The sequence below is a fragment of the Proteus sp. G2673 genome, assembly GCF_009915125.1.
Lineage (GTDB): Bacteria > Pseudomonadota > Gammaproteobacteria > Enterobacterales > Enterobacteriaceae > Proteus > Proteus penneri.
The window spans coordinates 21718-35901 of the sequence record NZ_JAABLT010000023.1 but is presented as its reverse complement, the minus strand read 5'-3'; the positions used below and the strand labels follow the sequence as shown (position 1 = coordinate 35901).

At 37.0% G+C, this 14184-nt stretch carries 15 protein-coding genes; 5 read left to right on the top strand and 10 right to left on the bottom strand.

Annotated elements, in window-relative coordinates; translation table 11 throughout:
* Positions 1-230: 230 nt before the first annotated feature.
* Both alsS and budA read right to left on the bottom strand, forming a co-directional pair.
* Positions 231-1910 carry an acetolactate synthase AlsS gene (alsS, locus tag GWI59_RS14235; RefSeq protein ID WP_006536537.1) on the bottom strand — a complete coding sequence of 560 codons (1680 nt, stop codon included), beginning with the start codon at positions 1908-1910 and terminating at the stop codon, positions 231-233.
* Between the two features lie 67 nt (positions 1911-1977).
* Positions 1978-2805 (bottom strand): acetolactate decarboxylase, encoded by an 828-nt coding sequence (gene budA, locus GWI59_RS14230; protein WP_161671601.1) that lies wholly within the window; start codon positions 2803-2805, stop codon positions 1978-1980.
* Positions 2806-3723: 918 nt separating this feature from the next.
* Here budA and GWI59_RS14225 point away from each other — a divergent pair.
* Positions 3724-5352 (top strand): DUF4435 domain-containing protein, encoded by a 1629-nt coding sequence (locus tag GWI59_RS14225; RefSeq protein WP_161669350.1) that lies wholly within the window; start codon positions 3724-3726, stop codon positions 5350-5352.
* 127 nt (positions 5353-5479) lie between these two features.
* Here the strand turns inward: GWI59_RS14225 and GWI59_RS14220 are convergent, their stop codons facing one another.
* Positions 5480-5653, bottom strand: coding sequence for a hypothetical protein (locus GWI59_RS14220; RefSeq protein WP_006536543.1), 174 nt, complete (start codon positions 5651-5653; stop codon positions 5480-5482).
* Between the two features lie 251 nt (positions 5654-5904).
* Here GWI59_RS14220 and GWI59_RS14215 point away from each other — a divergent pair, with 251 nt between their 5' ends.
* From GWI59_RS14215 to GWI59_RS17470, 3 genes are all read left to right on the top strand, one after another.
* Complete coding sequence (locus tag GWI59_RS14215; RefSeq protein ID WP_115065386.1) at positions 5905-6423, top strand: hypothetical protein; 519 nt, start codon at positions 5905-5907, stop codon at positions 6421-6423.
* Positions 6424-6789: 366 nt separating this feature from the next.
* Complete coding sequence (locus tag GWI59_RS14210; RefSeq protein WP_109847383.1) at positions 6790-7281, top strand: hypothetical protein; 492 nt, start codon at positions 6790-6792, stop codon at positions 7279-7281.
* 267 nt (positions 7282-7548) lie between these two features.
* Positions 7549-7713 carry a hypothetical protein gene (locus tag GWI59_RS17470; RefSeq protein ID WP_006536548.1) on the top strand — a complete coding sequence of 55 codons (165 nt, stop codon included), beginning with the start codon at positions 7549-7551 and terminating at the stop codon, positions 7711-7713.
* Here GWI59_RS17470 and GWI59_RS14205 read toward each other — a convergent pair.
* The 4 genes from GWI59_RS14205 to pth form a co-directional block, all read right to left on the bottom strand.
* The gene (locus GWI59_RS14205; RefSeq protein ID WP_006536549.1) at positions 7710-8327 is read right to left on the bottom strand and encodes a Fic/DOC family protein; all 618 of its coding nucleotides are present in this window, start codon (positions 8325-8327) and stop codon (positions 7710-7712) included. The two genes, GWI59_RS17470 and GWI59_RS14205, sit on opposite strands and share 4 nt — an antisense overlap.
* Before the next feature lie 142 nt (positions 8328-8469).
* Entirely contained in the window at positions 8470-8676 is a 207-nt protein-coding gene (locus GWI59_RS17465) for a hypothetical protein (protein WP_115065385.1), read from the bottom strand.
* Between the two features lie 64 nt (positions 8677-8740).
* Positions 8741-9832 carry a redox-regulated ATPase YchF gene (gene ychF, locus GWI59_RS14200; RefSeq protein WP_072064039.1) on the bottom strand — a complete coding sequence of 364 codons (1092 nt, stop codon included), beginning with the start codon at positions 9830-9832 and terminating at the stop codon, positions 8741-8743.
* A gap of 183 nt (positions 9833-10015) precedes the next feature.
* Positions 10016-10600, bottom strand: coding sequence for an aminoacyl-tRNA hydrolase (gene pth / locus GWI59_RS14195; protein ID WP_109847384.1), 585 nt, complete (start codon positions 10598-10600; stop codon positions 10016-10018).
* Positions 10601-10944: 344 nt separating this feature from the next.
* Between pth and ychH the strand changes: the two genes are divergently transcribed.
* Positions 10945-11223: a stress-induced protein YchH gene (ychH, locus tag GWI59_RS14190; RefSeq protein ID WP_006536555.1), complete on the top strand. Its 279-nt coding sequence runs from the start codon at positions 10945-10947 to the stop codon at positions 11221-11223.
* A 237-nt stretch (positions 11224-11460) separates the two neighbouring features.
* Here ychH and prs read toward each other — a convergent pair whose 3' ends face one another.
* The 3 genes from prs to lolB form a co-directional block, all read right to left on the bottom strand.
* Positions 11461-12408 (bottom strand): ribose-phosphate diphosphokinase, encoded by a 948-nt coding sequence (prs, locus tag GWI59_RS14185; RefSeq protein WP_036912921.1) that lies wholly within the window; start codon positions 12406-12408, stop codon positions 11461-11463.
* Between the two features lie 87 nt (positions 12409-12495).
* Entirely contained in the window at positions 12496-13371 is an 876-nt protein-coding gene (gene ispE, locus GWI59_RS14180; protein ID WP_161724971.1) for a 4-(cytidine 5'-diphospho)-2-C-methyl-D-erythritol kinase, read from the bottom strand.
* Positions 13368-14006: a lipoprotein insertase outer membrane protein LolB gene (gene lolB, locus GWI59_RS14175; protein WP_006536558.1), complete on the bottom strand. Its 639-nt coding sequence runs from the start codon at positions 14004-14006 to the stop codon at positions 13368-13370. The genes ispE and lolB overlap by 4 nt, the downstream gene beginning before the upstream one ends.
* Between the last annotated feature and the right edge of the window lie 178 nt (positions 14007-14184).

Sequence of the window (14184 nt, the reverse complement as noted above, 5' to 3'; positions counted from 1 at the left end):
TTAGATAAGTTATTACGGTTATTAAACTTAGAAGTAGATATAATGTTTAATCGACATATAACAATATATTGGACACGATTTAAATAAAAAATATTTTTAAATTGAGAATATGGCTTGGAAGCCCAATATGAGACGTTTTCGTTTAAAAAACACAAAGCTCATTTGTAGTGGGCTTTGTGTTTTGATTTAATTCTTCTTGGTAGCTTCTTTGTGATTAGTTCTGTATCATGCTAAATAATCAAATTATAATTTATATGTTCCATTAATTTAGCGTTATCACAGTAATCGACGGGAATAGCAAGAACAGCAGGGCCATTAACAGTCATTGCTTCATGCAAGACGGTACGTAATTGAGAAGCACATTCAACAGAAAATCCTTTAGCTCCGAAGGATTCAGCATAACGTTTAAAATCAATTGCACCAAATTTTACGCCAGAATAACGACCATATTTTTCTTGCTCTTGCATTTCTACCATATTATAAGCGTTATCTACCCAGATAATATGCAAGATATTTGTATTTAAACGAACCGCAGTTTCTAATTCCATGGACGATTGCATAAAGCCACCATCACCAGAAACAGAAATAATTTTATCAGAAGGTCGAACAAAAGAAGCACCAATTCCCCAAGGTAATGCAACTCCCATAGTTTGTTGTCCATTAGAAATTAACATTTGTCTTGCTCTAAAGCTATAAAGATAACGTGCAAGCCATATATGAAAACTTCCCATATCAATACAGAGTGTTACATCGTTATCAATAATATTTTGCATCTCATGGATGATGGTTAAAGGGTGAATAGGGGAACCATGTCGAAAATAACTATTTTGTTGTAAAATTTCTCTTTGGTGACGAATTTTCTCTAAAATCTGACGAGTATTATTTGAGAGTGTAATTTGAGATGTAGATTGTTTAGCAAAATACTGAGTTAAATTATTAATTGTTAATTTGATATTACCTGTTAATTCTAAATCAGGACAGTAAGCTAAATCAATTTCAGCAGGGATCTCGTCTATATGAATAATATTGGCATTATTGTGGTTCCATAATGACGGTTCATATTCTATAGGGCTATAACCCAAAGTAATCACTAAATCGGCATGAGATAATAACTCATCACCCGGTTGATTATTAAATAAGCCAATACGGCCAGCAAACAAAGGAAAATGGCGTTGAGCGATCGCACCTGCTGATTGATAAGTGCCTACAATCGGGAGCGGGCAAATATCGAGTAGTGATTGTAATGCTAATGCATTTTCAGGGTAACTAACTTGTAGTCCTAATAAAATAACGGGGCTTTTAGCATTCAGTAGTAATTTAACGGCTTCTTGGATAGCATCATTATTAGCGCCCCCCATATTAGATTTTGATTTTGGTACTAATATTGGGCTATCAACTTCATTATTTAAAATATCCATTGGAAAAGTTAAAAAAGCCGAACCTGGTCTTCCTGATTCTGCATGGCGAAAGGCATTAGCCATGGTTTCAGAAATAGATTTTGAAGAATCAATTTCTGCACAGAATTTAGTGATCGGATTAAACATGGTAACGGTATCCATGCTTTGATGAACTAGTTTTAATCTATCTGAGGACTTTACTGCTCCTCCCAATGCAACTAATGGATCGCCTTCTGATGTGGCTGTGGCGATGCCTGTCGCAAGATTAGAGCATCCAGGTCCCGATGTTGCGATAGCGACTCCCGCTTTGCCTGTTAAACGTCCAACTGCGGCTGCCATAAAGGCAGCGTTAGCTTCATGACGGACCACCACTGTTTCAATAGTTGAATCAACAAGAGAATCAAATACACGATCTATTTTTGCACCCGGAATACCAAATACTTGTTTAATGCCATGTTGTTCTAATTGTTTGACAACTAAATCTGCACCACATTTCCAATGAGGAGTATTCATATAGCCTTCTTTAATTTTGCAAGTGAATAAAAAATTAGATTGAGAATAAAATGAAGCGGCTTTTAAATTAATTTTCGGCTTGCTCTATTGCCTGGTGAAGATTATCTGGCATTAAGTTCGCTTGGAGGAAAGTTGAATGACAGGGTAAGTCAATAGTAAGGCGGGAAATAACACCGATTTGTAAGGTACCTTGTTTTAAATAATAATCAAGGACGTGACCACCGCCTTGGCGTTGTTGATTAATATAATGTTCATGAAACCCTGCAACATTTATTCCTTGAGTAAATTGTGGTGAGCGAAATCCAGCAATAATTCCGGTCTCATTGTGAAATGTAAAAATAGGTTGATTTTCGATAGCCTCTAACATCGGAAGATAGGGTGGTGTTTGACGGGGGACGGTACGTGTTTTGACTAATTCAAATTCGCCTTCAATTTTGATCGCACAAAATAGATTGTCAGAAGGAACATACTGATTAATGATATTGTGTATCTCTTTTTGTGATGCACCATAAGAAAAGTGATGTTCAATATCACAATTAAAAAATGTCATTACAGCAAAAGGAGATTTTTGAGAATGCAAAGCTTCACGAGCACTACCATCAGAGCGTAATTGAAAAACATTATTGTCGAATGCAACGAGTTCGCCATCAAGTTGTTCAAATGTGCCTAAACCAAAATCACCATGCTTTAATAATTCAGCAATTGTGATATCACTATCATAAACACCTGCAATCAAACTGCTCATTAATGAGTTTTGATAAACAGTACATTCAGGATGTTTATTAATATAATTATTTAAGTTTGTAATTATTTCTTGTCCACATTGACAATAATTATTTTTATTATTTTCTATATCACTATTATCTCGCACATTAGATTGAAAATTATTATTCATGGTGAAGTCATTCCTTTCCTTTATTTAATAAACAATAATCATTAACTGATTATGAATTAAGTATTAGCCTTATTCATAAATATTTCAAATGTTTTTTATTGTAATTAAATAAGAGGTGATAGTTATGATTCTGTAAATTAAATATAATTTAATTTTTACAATTAATTATTTTTTAAAAGAAATTAATCAGTAGGATTTTATTAATAAGATAGAGTTATAATATATGATAAATGAAGGTTCTAGCTAAAAAGAGTTAGATTAATAGTTTTATAGGTGAGTTACTAGAAAGATAAATTATCTTTTGATATCTAAAATATGTGCTTTGGGTGACGAAAGTGTATACGAATAGGTTCAGGAAAAGACGTGAATGTAATAGTGAGTATTGTAGTTTCTATTTGTAATTATTAGTTAATGGAAGGAAATTTTTTAATGACAAGATTTAAATTAAAATGAAATATCGATAAAAAACCCACGAATGATTCGTGGGTTTAGATATGATGTTTAATATAAATAGCTATTGCACATTAAACCTAAATTTATTGTGTATCATTTTGATTTATAATGATTTAATTTTAAGTTGTTTATTTTTCACTCAGCGGTGTACTCATTTAGAACAAGGTGTCTGCTAAAATAGTACTTATAAGATTATCAAAGTAAAATTACATCAGTATAAAACACTAATCTATTGCATAGAGTATAACATAATCTGACAGGCAGCTTGGTACCAGAAGCGGACACTTTGCGTAATTTCCTATCACTATTGGATATTATTATCATGAAATTATTTTATATTAATATTTTGCTAAAAATGCATATAAAAGTTACCTTCAATTAATTGTGACCTGATAAAAGAAATAGTGGCATCTAATAGGATGTTAATTTTTAATCAAACCCCACGCAAATAAGGCAAGCAAAAAAATGAGTAATTCGTTTTCCATTCTACTACCTAAAAAAGATAATAGCCTAGAAGAAATAGAGACTAATCAGAGTGTGCTTATTATAGGTGCGAATGGTTCTGGAAAGTCTCGCCTTGGGACATGGATGGATCTTAAATCTCCTCAAAAAAATATGGTTCATCGTATTTCCGCTCAACGGGCTTTAACGATGCCTGACCATACAACACCAACTTCGCTTAAACAAGCACAGAATAATTTGCTCTATGGAAGCACGGATTTGGAAAATTTGGAAACACTTTGGTATAAAGAGCATAGGCGCTGGACAAGGAAACCTGCCACATCATCATTAGATGATTATGATAAATTAATGGTGTACCTCTTTTCAGACAAAGTTGAAGTGAACTCGAAATATATTGAATTAGTAAAGCTTTCAGACGAAAGAGTTGAACCACTGACAACTAAATTAGATAAGGTTAAGTACATTTGGGAAAAAACCTTACCTCACCGAGAACTTGTTTTAGGTGGTTTGACAATTCAAACACGAGTAAAAGGAAATAACGATATTGTCTATAACCCCTCAGAAATGAGCGACGGCGAGCGAGTCATTTTCTATCTAATTGGGCAATGTCTTGCAGCACCTGAAAATGGAATTATTATCATAGACGAACCAGAAATTCATCTTCACAAATCTGTGCAAGTTCCATTATGGAAGGATATAGAAAAACTCCGACCTGATTGCCTGTTTGTATATATGACTCATGATACTGATTTTGCTGCAGCACTGCATGAAGCAAAGAAAATCTGGTTAAAAGGTTATGATGGTTCCTGTTGGGATTGGGAATATGTTCCCGATGTAGAAGGTCTACCAGAAAGTTTACTAATTGAAATATTGGGCAGTAGAAAGCCAATTGTTTTTGTAGAGGGGGAAAATGGAAGCTATGATGTATCCCTTTACCGTGCTGTGTTAAATAGTTATCTAGTGATACCATCTGGTTCTTGTAGCCAAGTAATACAAAATGTTAAAGCTCTAAGAACCAGTGAAGAACTCCATTATATGGAAGTTTCTGGTATTATTGATAGGGATAGACGTGTTGAAGGGGAAATTCAATCTCTTTTAGAGTATGGTATTTATACTCTAAGCGTAGCAGAAGTTGAAAATCTCTTTTGCGTTCCAGAAGTTATAACTTTAGTTAGTGAACAATTAGTCAGAAATCCAGATCAAGATCTACAATCAGTTAAAGATTTTGTGTTCCGTGCAATATCCTCTGAGCTGGATACTCAGATTTCACTGCGTGTGGCTAGCGAAATCAAATTCATGCTTAATTGCTTCGATGAAAAAGCAAAAGGGATCGATGGTCTTAGTAACGCTCTCAACTTGTTGACGTCAAATATTAATGTTAAAGAACTTTATAATGAAAGTTTATCTCTGTTTAAAAATGCAGTTGAGAAATGTGATTATCTTCTTGCATTAAAGCTTTATAACAGGAAAAGTCTTTCATCCCAAGTTAGTAAGCATCTGGGGCTAGCTAACGGCCAACTTGCTGAATTAGTAGTTAGAATGGTTCACAATGAAAGTGGAGAGTCAATGAGAAAGGCTCTCAGACCATATTTTGGTGAGTTTTCGAGTAAAATAGTCATACAAAATACATAATAATACTTATCATGACTGTAATTGAATGACATGTGCGGTTCATATGTCCGCTTCTCGCTCAAACCAGATTGTCAGATTTAATTGTGCTAACAGTTAACCTGTTAGCACAATTCTGAATAATGTGAGGCTAAATTTGGCTTTTCCAATAAATCAAATATCGCAAATAATCCCCTCCATCCTCTTGCAGACCATGCACCAACGGTTTCATGCTTTTATTGGGGAAGTCAGGCCACTCACCAATTCCTCTTGTTTGATGAATGTTTTCCTCACCGAGGCTTTCCCAGCCAGCCTCATTCGGCACCCATAAACCTTGCCACTCTTCCTGTGCTATACGTTATCTATATATGGCTATAGTATGGGGATATTGGGATTTGCTATTTTCGCCTAGACCGCGAGTTGTTGCTCTTAACTGATCGCTTTGAGTAGCTGGCACGGGTGTTTGACGCTTTCTTGGTTTTTCTAATTACCTACTAAAAAATGGGGTTAGCGGTAACTCCACTAAAAAAGGTATTTGCGTAATTCAATTTACTATTAACAACATGGTAAATTGAAATGACAGCATATATCACCAAAGATAACATTCTTGTTACAGAAGCTACAGTAGAAGCCTATAAAGCAATTGTTCTGAGCGTTCCCTTTGATAATACCGTCGATCAACGTCATAAACCTCAATATTACAGTGAAATTGGCTTGTTCTTACAGCATATTATCTGTAGTGCGACGGTTAGCAAAAATACGAAGAAAAAAGCGAGGTTTAAAGGAGATAAAGAGTGGACGTATTCAGTACCATTTTCCGCTGAACTGGGAAAAGAGAAATTTCCTATGATTTTTAAGCAAAGTCGCGATTTAGGCTTAGAACGCGGTTTAGAGTTTTTGGAACAAGCTAAAATCATTAAAATTATCCAACATAGCTATGGAACCCATAAGTGCCGAGAATTTGCTTTATCTAAAAGTGTCCTTAAAGCTTTATTTCCCGGTAAACGAAAGGATTATCTTAAACGTACAGATCGCTATACCTATTTGACGAATATTTTGATAAGCGTAAGAAACCCGAAACACTGTATGAATTGATGTTAAAAAGCTCTATTCCAACGATTATGTATCAGAAATACTGGAACATTGGAAATTAGAGACAACAGAGCTACGCGAAAGCATAAATCAACTCATTGACGAGTATCTAAAAATAGGAAAGAAAAATAGGCATGGGCTTTCTGTCGTGAATGAGGTTGAGCAACCATTTAATACGACAAAGCGAAAAACAAAAAATGGGGAATGGAAAAAGTGGCATCGTGATGTGATGCGACGTAAGTTACTTGCTCACATGATTCAAGGGTTAGCAGTAACACGATATCAGGTGATATTGATACTCCCCAAGTTAAAATTAGAGATCAAGGTATTGCTTTTTCTAATAGTGCTATTTTACTGACCGAGCAATTAATGGGCCAAGTAGTAACTGCATATAAAGCTAAAGAGAGAAAATCTAGATACTCACCGTTGACAGCCAAAAGGCTATTAACAACGTTAAAAGATAAAATTCCGGATATTTATAAAGGTTATATTCCAGACAATCCATATTTAGAAGTTAAACAAGATTTGTCCGCATATATTCCGATGAGAAAAAATGGATTGAGTGATGTTGCGACAGTAATATCTGCAGATTATTTAGATGTTGAGCGAAGGTCCACTCGTTTTTATGAAGCAATGAGAGATCTTTCTTTAGTAAATATGGCCTCCAAGGGAAAAACTAATTCAAAAAGTGCTTTTGTGTTAAAACCCCAAGGGATGACCCGTTTATCAAACTCGCTCAGGAAGAGTATTGACGGTGAAATAGAGATGTTTAAGTACCAAGCCAAAGATAGAAGTTTTGAAGTGGTCATATGCGATGATTCGGATGATTTTGTCACTAAAGCATTATCTTGGTGCGCTTAGTTAATTGAATATAGATGTTTTTTATGAGCTGCGTTAAGGTTACATTTGCCCAAATCATATAACCTCCTTGATGTCGGTTTTTGATTTGGAACTAACGTAGCTCTCACATAAGATGTAAGAGTAACTTCTAACTTCCTCAGTTCGCTCAAAGCAGATGGAAATGAAGTGACATTGTGCTGTAAAATTTTTAACTAGAAAAGTGATCTATATTGCCATATAAAACAAAGCTGATAAAATGCACTATCTTCAGTTTGAAGTGAGACTACCATGAAAAAGAATGAATTAATTCAAGCAACAAGACCAACTCGTACTCAACTTATTCGTTCGGTAGCAACCTCTACGGCGATTGAAACAGGGCAGGAGTCTCGTCGTCTTGAAGAAGAGATGAAAGCGAAGCGTGAGAAGTTTGGGCACTTGAAACTCGCGATTTAGTTCGTTTTCAAGGCTTCGTTAACCCAATATTTCATGGGTTCATAGTTAAGGTTTAACCCTGCGTGGATTGCTGCAATATACTGCTCGGGGTGTTGAGTCCAACGTTCATAGTCTAACGGCTGGTAGCCTGCTTGTACTGCCATCACATCAGCAAGTAAGCGCGATAAGCGCCCATTCCCCTCCCTAAACGGATGTATCAGAATTAACTCCACATGCACTGTGGCTATAGCTTCTATGACTTGTTCTCGGCTCATATTGGTGCAGGGTGTGTACTTCGCTAGAAACTCTTTTTCAAATTGAGCAAGTAACTTTGCAACTCGACTCGCAGGGGCAAACATAAAGCCACCCTTGCTAATATTCACCGTACGTAACTGACCAGCCCACTCGTAAACATTCCCTAACCATTGGCGGTGCCAACGCTGAATAAGTGATACGGTAATTTGCTCAGTGGAAAATTGTTCTTCAAAAATGACTTGATACAGTTTTTCTAACAGGACAAGCTCAGCATCATTGATATCATCAACGTTTGAAAGCCCTAGCTTATTAGCTAGCACTTCTTCATCAGAACCATCAGCAAATTTTCCTTCGCTGTTAAACACATCGTATTTATTCATATAAGCGTGTTCTTGTGGTGTGGGTATGAATTTTGTACGTTATAATGCTAAAAACATCAGATAAATAATAACTACCTATAAATCAACGGATTAATTAAGTGTAGGTTGAATTGTAGGTTTTGCTGAAAAATAATAAATATCGTTATATTTCAACGCCAACACGCCCATGCATCATGATTTTGCGCTCTTCAAGATAAGTTGCATGATTATATGAACGTCTAACGCTATTTGAGTCCATATGGGCTAATTGTGCTTCGATAGCATCAGGTCGATATCCTAACTCATTTAATCGCGAGCTTTTATGAAACTTAATGAGACATAAAAAAGCATAAAACCCAGTTAATATCATGAATTTTATGCTATTTTATTATTAAGTGATACTTTTTGAAACAGTGTGAGACTTAAGTGTAGGCTTACACATTAAATAAGAAGTTCATTACATCGCCGTCTTGAACGATATACTCTTTACCTTCTGCTCGCATTTTACCAGCTTCTTTTGCGCCTTGTTCACCACCGTAAGTGATAAAATCGTTATAAGCTATAGTTTGAGCACGGATAAAACCTTTTTCAAAGTCAGTGTGGATTTTACCTGCGGCTTGTGGCGCTGTTGCACCTACAGGGATTGTCCATGCACGTACTTCTTTAACGCCAGCAGTGAAGTAAGTTTGTAAGTTCAGTAATGAGTAACCCGCGCGAATAACACGGTTTAAACCAGGCTCTTCAATGCCTAAATCTTGCATAAATTCTTCGCGTTCTGCATCTTCTAACTCAGCTATGTCTGCTTCGATAGCGGCACAAACAGGAACAACCACAGAGCCTTCTGCTTCTGCGATTTTGCGAACAGTTTCAAGATATGGGTTATTTTCAAAACCATCTTCATTAACGTTTGCAATATACATTGTTGGTTTTAACGTTAAGAAGCTTAAATAACGAATCGTTGCTTTTTCTTCTTCCGTTAAATCTAAAGCACGTAACATGCCAGCGTTTTCTAAATGCGGTAAGCATTTTTCTAACACTTCCATTTCTGCTTTAGCAATTTTATCGCCACCTTTTGCTTTTTTCTGATTACGGTGCATTGCACGTTCACAGGTATCTAAGTCAGAAAGCGCTAATTCAGTATTGATAGTCTCGATATCTTCAGCAGGATCAACTTTACCCGCAACGTGAATGATATTGTCATTTTCAAAACAACGAACGACATGACCAATCGCTTCAGTTTCACGGATGTTCGTTAGGAATTGGTTACCTAAACCTTCACCTTTAGATGCGCCTTTTACTAAGCCAGCAATATCAACAAATTCCATTGTTGTAGGTAAAATACGTTGTGGCTTAACAATTTCAGCGAGTTTATCTAAGCGAGGATCAGGCATTGGAACAACACCTGTGTTTGGCTCGATAGTACAGAATGGGAAGTTGGCTGCCTCAATACCTGCCTTAGTTAAGGCATTAAACAGTGTAGATTTCCCTACGTTAGGCAGACCGACGATACCACATTTAAATCCCATAAACGTTCACCTTGTCACATAAAAACAACAGAAGGGAGTATTCCTGTTGTGTGCTGTTAAAAAAATTTGGCGCTATTATAGAGCAAATCCCTGTTTGATTAAATCATCAGGAATTAATCGCACAAAAGAAGAGGGCATTTTACCCTCTGAATATTGAAATTGCTTAATTTATCAATGCAATGATTATGCTTTAAAGCTATGTAAGCGGTTTATTGCTTTCTCATAACCATCACGCATTAAAATATCTGTGCACGAAAGTGCTTCATTGATAGCGTCATCAATTAATTTTTGTTCACTCATTGGTGGCTTGCCTAATACAAAGCCAACAACTTTATTTTTATCACCAGGGTGACCAATACCAATGCGCAAACGATAGAAATTTGGATTATTGCTAAACTTACTTTGAATATCTTTTAATCCGTTATGGCCGCCATTACCACCACCTAATTTCATTTTGACAACACCGGGCGGTAAATCGAGTTCATCATGTGCAACTAAAATTTCATCAAGTTCAATACGATAAAAATTCGCCATTGCTTGTACTGCTTTACCACTCAAATTCATAAAAGTGGTCGGAACCAATAAACGAACATCATTACCATTTAAATTAATGCGTGCGGTGTAACCAAAAAATTTGCTCTCTTCTTTTAGAGATTGCTGATGACGTTGAGCCAATAAATCTACATACCAAGCTCCCGCATTATGGCGAGTCTGGGCATAATCTGCACCGGGGTTTGCTAACCCGACGATAAGTTTAATTTTACTCACAATAGCCTTTCACTGTTATCGTCTTAAAAGAAAGCCCATAGTTTACCCGTCTAAGCACAGAAGCACAAAATAGATTGCATAGAATGTTTTTTGAAATGATAGTCAGAGGAAATATCACTTCTTTGACTTAACAAAAAAAGCGAAAGTGACAAATTTGGCGCTATTTTCTTCTTTTGAAAGATAAAAACACATTTTTTGTTAAGAATTATCAATAAATTTCGGAGCGATGTGATCCCTTCGACAATAACTTCTTAGCATTTATGGCTATAATAACTACAAAGAATAAAAGGTTATTCGATGTATTTTGTTGTTGAATCGTCTGACGACGCGCTTGGAGGTGCAACATGAAATATAAACATGCATTCGCAGTTGGTAATTTATGTATGGCTACGGGGATGATAGTAATGCTCGGTAGTCTTGGTTATACGCTTCTTAGTCATATTTTCCCATTAGGATTGCCTGAATTTTTAGCCGATATCTCTTTAATGGGGATCTTTATTGGTGCTCTGGTTTGGCTAGCAGGTGCCCGTATCGGGGGTAGAGAAACAATAGCAGAAAGATATTGGTGGTTACGTAATCATGATGAACGTTATCGTCGCCATGATAATCACCGTTATCCATAATGTTGTTATCACAAATAAATATCAGGACAGATAAAAAAACAAATAAGCTAAAACTGATATTAGGTGAATGAAAGTTGTCATTATGTGTTGTAATACACATCTATAGACCCGTTTAATAATAACGGGTTTTTTGTTGCCTAAAATTTTTAATCTAGAAAAAACAACAAAAAAACCCACTATAACAAACGCTATAGCGGGTTTTTAGTTATCTCAAATTGCAATGAATGTTATAACAAATTAATGTTCAAACATCGCAGAGATTGACTCTTCATTGCTAATACGGCGAATTGCTTCAGCCAGCATACCAGAAAGAGTCAATGAACGGACTTTATTTAATGCTTTGATTTCTGCTGATAACGGAATTGTATCGCAGACAACCACTTCATCAATAACAGAGCTTTTGATGTTCTCAACAGCATTACCAGAAAAGATTGGGTGAGTCGCGTAAGCAAATACGCGTTTCGCACCACGTTCTTTCAGCGCTTCAGCTGCTTTACACAATGTACCGCCTGTGTCGATCATATCGTCAACAAGGATACAGTCGCGGTTAGCAACATCACCAATAATATGCATAACTTGAGAAACGTTAGCACGAGGGCGACGTTTATCAATAATAGCCATATCAGTGTCGTTTAGCAGTTTAGCGATAGCACGAGCGCGAACAACACCGCCAATATCTGGAGAAACAACAATAGGGTTGTCCAAATCTTTTTGAAGCATATCTTCTAAAAGAATTGGGCTGCCGAAGACATTGTCAACCGGTACATCAAAGAACCCTTGGATTTGTTCTGCGTGTAAGTCACAGGTTAAAACACGGTCTACGCCTACACTAGATAAGAAATCCGCAACAACTTTTGCCGTAATAGGAACACGGGCTGAACGAACACGGCGATCCTGACGGGCATAACCAAAGTAAGGAATAACAGCAGTGATACGACCAGCGGAAGCTCGACGTAATGCGTCAACCATGACCACTAATTCCATTAAGTTATCATTAGTAGGTGCACAGGTTGATTGAATGATAAATACATCACCACCACGTACGTTTTCGTTGATTTGCACACTGACTTCACCGTCGCTAAAACGACCTACAGCCGCGTCTCCTAGGCTAGTGTAGAGTCGGTTGGCAACACGTTGAGCCAGTTCCGGGGTTGCGTTACCAGCAAAAAGCTTCATATCGGGCACGAGAAAAACCTCAGGCTTGCGTCCAGAGAGAGATATTGTTGACCTGTAAAGAACGTGTTTATGAACATAGGGTTTGTAAACATCATCTTACGGGTGCAATAACACAGGTATCCTTGAGCGGAATAAATGCAGAGGAGAAATGTTGACGCCTTGCGCTACAAACCCATGCACCCACTCAGGGGCGTTAATTAACACTTCACTAGCGGCAACTTGTGATCCGAACTCACCGAACACACAGGCACCTGTCCCAGTTAAGCGTGACGGTGCATATTCTAACAGCCACGAAAGCAGATATTCAACCTCACGAAAACGTTTTCTTGCGATCATTTCACAGTCATTCTCGAACGGAGCCTTTAATAATGCGCCAAGAGAGCGAATAGGCGAATTACGTTTTAATTCTGGATCTGTGAAGATTGTCGGGGTTGGAATGGAAATTCCAGGGTGTGCAACCAAATACCATTGTTCTTTTGGTTCTGCTGGGGTCAAAATTTCACCAACACCTTCAGCGAACGCAGCATGACCTTTTACAAAAACAGGGACATCAGCCCCTAAACTTACCCCTAATTCGGCTAAGGTTTCATCACTTAAACCCGCTTGCCAGTGGTAATTAAGTGCAATTAATGTGGTTGCGGCGTTAGAAGAGCCTCCGCCTAAGCCACCACCCATTGGTAGCTTTTTATCAACACTAATATCTGCGCCTTGATACTTCAAAGGAATATGATGTTGTTGGCAATAATCACGCAGTAATTTAGCTGCTTTAATAATTAAATTATCTTTATCTTCTACGCCTTCAATCGGCGTTAAGATAGTTAACTGAGTATCATCACGAGGAGTAATCGTTAATGTGTCACCATAATCTAAAAATTGGAATAATGTTTGTAGATTATGATAGCCATCCGAGCGTTTCCCTGTGATATAGAGAAAAAGATTTAATTTGGCAGGCGAAGGCCAACTTAGAGTCATTGCTGTATATCCCAGTTATCCATTTTTAATTTGATGATGCGTTCGCCTTGTTTTAACTCAAGACGCTGTGGCAGGTTGGGGGTGGTACTTGAATCATAAGCTTGGTAAGTCACGATCCAATCACCTTCAGGTGCTGGTAATGTGACAGATTTTAATAAGTGATTAGCATCTAACTCAAAATGAGTTGCATCACCCGGTAAACCAACAAGCCAAGCACGTAGATTTTTGAGTGGAATAACCATGCCAGTAAGTTGGTAGATCATCTCTGCTGGGTTATCGCTATAATACTTTTTACCTTTATTGTCAGTGACTTCAATGACACCTGGCATAACATTTAAATCAAGCTCAGTGGTACCTAGCGGATTCGTCAATAATAAACGATAACGCTCATCTGCTTTGTCTTGCCAATAGAATCGGGCATAGGTTTTGTTTGTATCTTCGATATAAGCAAAAGCGCCTCGAGTTTCATATTGTGAAATTTTCTTTAATGCTTGTTGGCGAGCTTGCCATTGCATATCGTTATCAGATGCTGAACCTTGTGTCTTTATCTGATTTAGATTACAGGCACTCAGCAACAACGCCGTTAGCGGGATAAGGCGCAGGAGTTGTTTGGTTGAAAAAAAGCGTGAACGCATAGCTGAGACATTCCTTTAATTCGTTATTAGTTGAAAAAAAGAGTATCATAAACCTCATGATATAACGATATTTCGTTAAATTGTGTATAGAAATCTCTTATCACTCAAGTAAGCTCTTTTATTGAATCTGTTCATCAAGTAGAATGGCGGGAATGAAGAGTCCATACTAAATGCGCTG

Bases quoted from the DNA above. Each gene is read 5' to 3' on its own strand.
- alsS (WP_006536537.1), bottom strand. From the start codon at position 1,910: ATGAATACTCCTCATTGGAAATGTGGTGCAGATTTAGTTGTCAAACAA.
- budA (WP_161671601.1), bottom strand. From the start codon at position 2,805: ATGAATAATAATTTTCAATCTAATGTGCGAGATAATAGTGATATAGAA.
- GWI59_RS14225 (WP_161669350.1), top strand. From the start codon at position 3,724: ATGAGTAATTCGTTTTCCATTCTACTACCTAAAAAAGATAATAGCCTA.
- GWI59_RS14215 (WP_115065386.1), top strand. From the start codon at position 5,905: ATGACAGCATATATCACCAAAGATAACATTCTTGTTACAGAAGCTACA.
- GWI59_RS14210 (WP_109847383.1), top strand. From the start codon at position 6,790: ATGGGCCAAGTAGTAACTGCATATAAAGCTAAAGAGAGAAAATCTAGA.
- GWI59_RS17470 (WP_006536548.1), top strand. From the start codon at position 7,549: ATGAAAAAGAATGAATTAATTCAAGCAACAAGACCAACTCGTACTCAA.
- GWI59_RS14205 (WP_006536549.1), bottom strand. From the start codon at position 8,327: ATGAATAAATACGATGTGTTTAACAGCGAAGGAAAATTTGCTGATGGT.
- GWI59_RS17465 (WP_115065385.1), bottom strand. From the start codon at position 8,676: ATGATATTAACTGGGTTTTATGCTTTTTTATGTCTCATTAAGTTTCAT.
- ychF (WP_072064039.1), bottom strand. From the start codon at position 9,832: ATGGGATTTAAATGTGGTATCGTCGGTCTGCCTAACGTAGGGAAATCT.
- ychH (WP_006536555.1), top strand. From the start codon at position 10,945: ATGAAATATAAACATGCATTCGCAGTTGGTAATTTATGTATGGCTACG.
- ispE (WP_161724971.1), bottom strand. From the start codon at position 13,371: ATGACTCTAAGTTGGCCTTCGCCTGCCAAATTAAATCTTTTTCTCTAT.
- lolB (WP_006536558.1), bottom strand. From the start codon at position 14,006: ATGCGTTCACGCTTTTTTTCAACCAAACAACTCCTGCGCCTTATCCCG.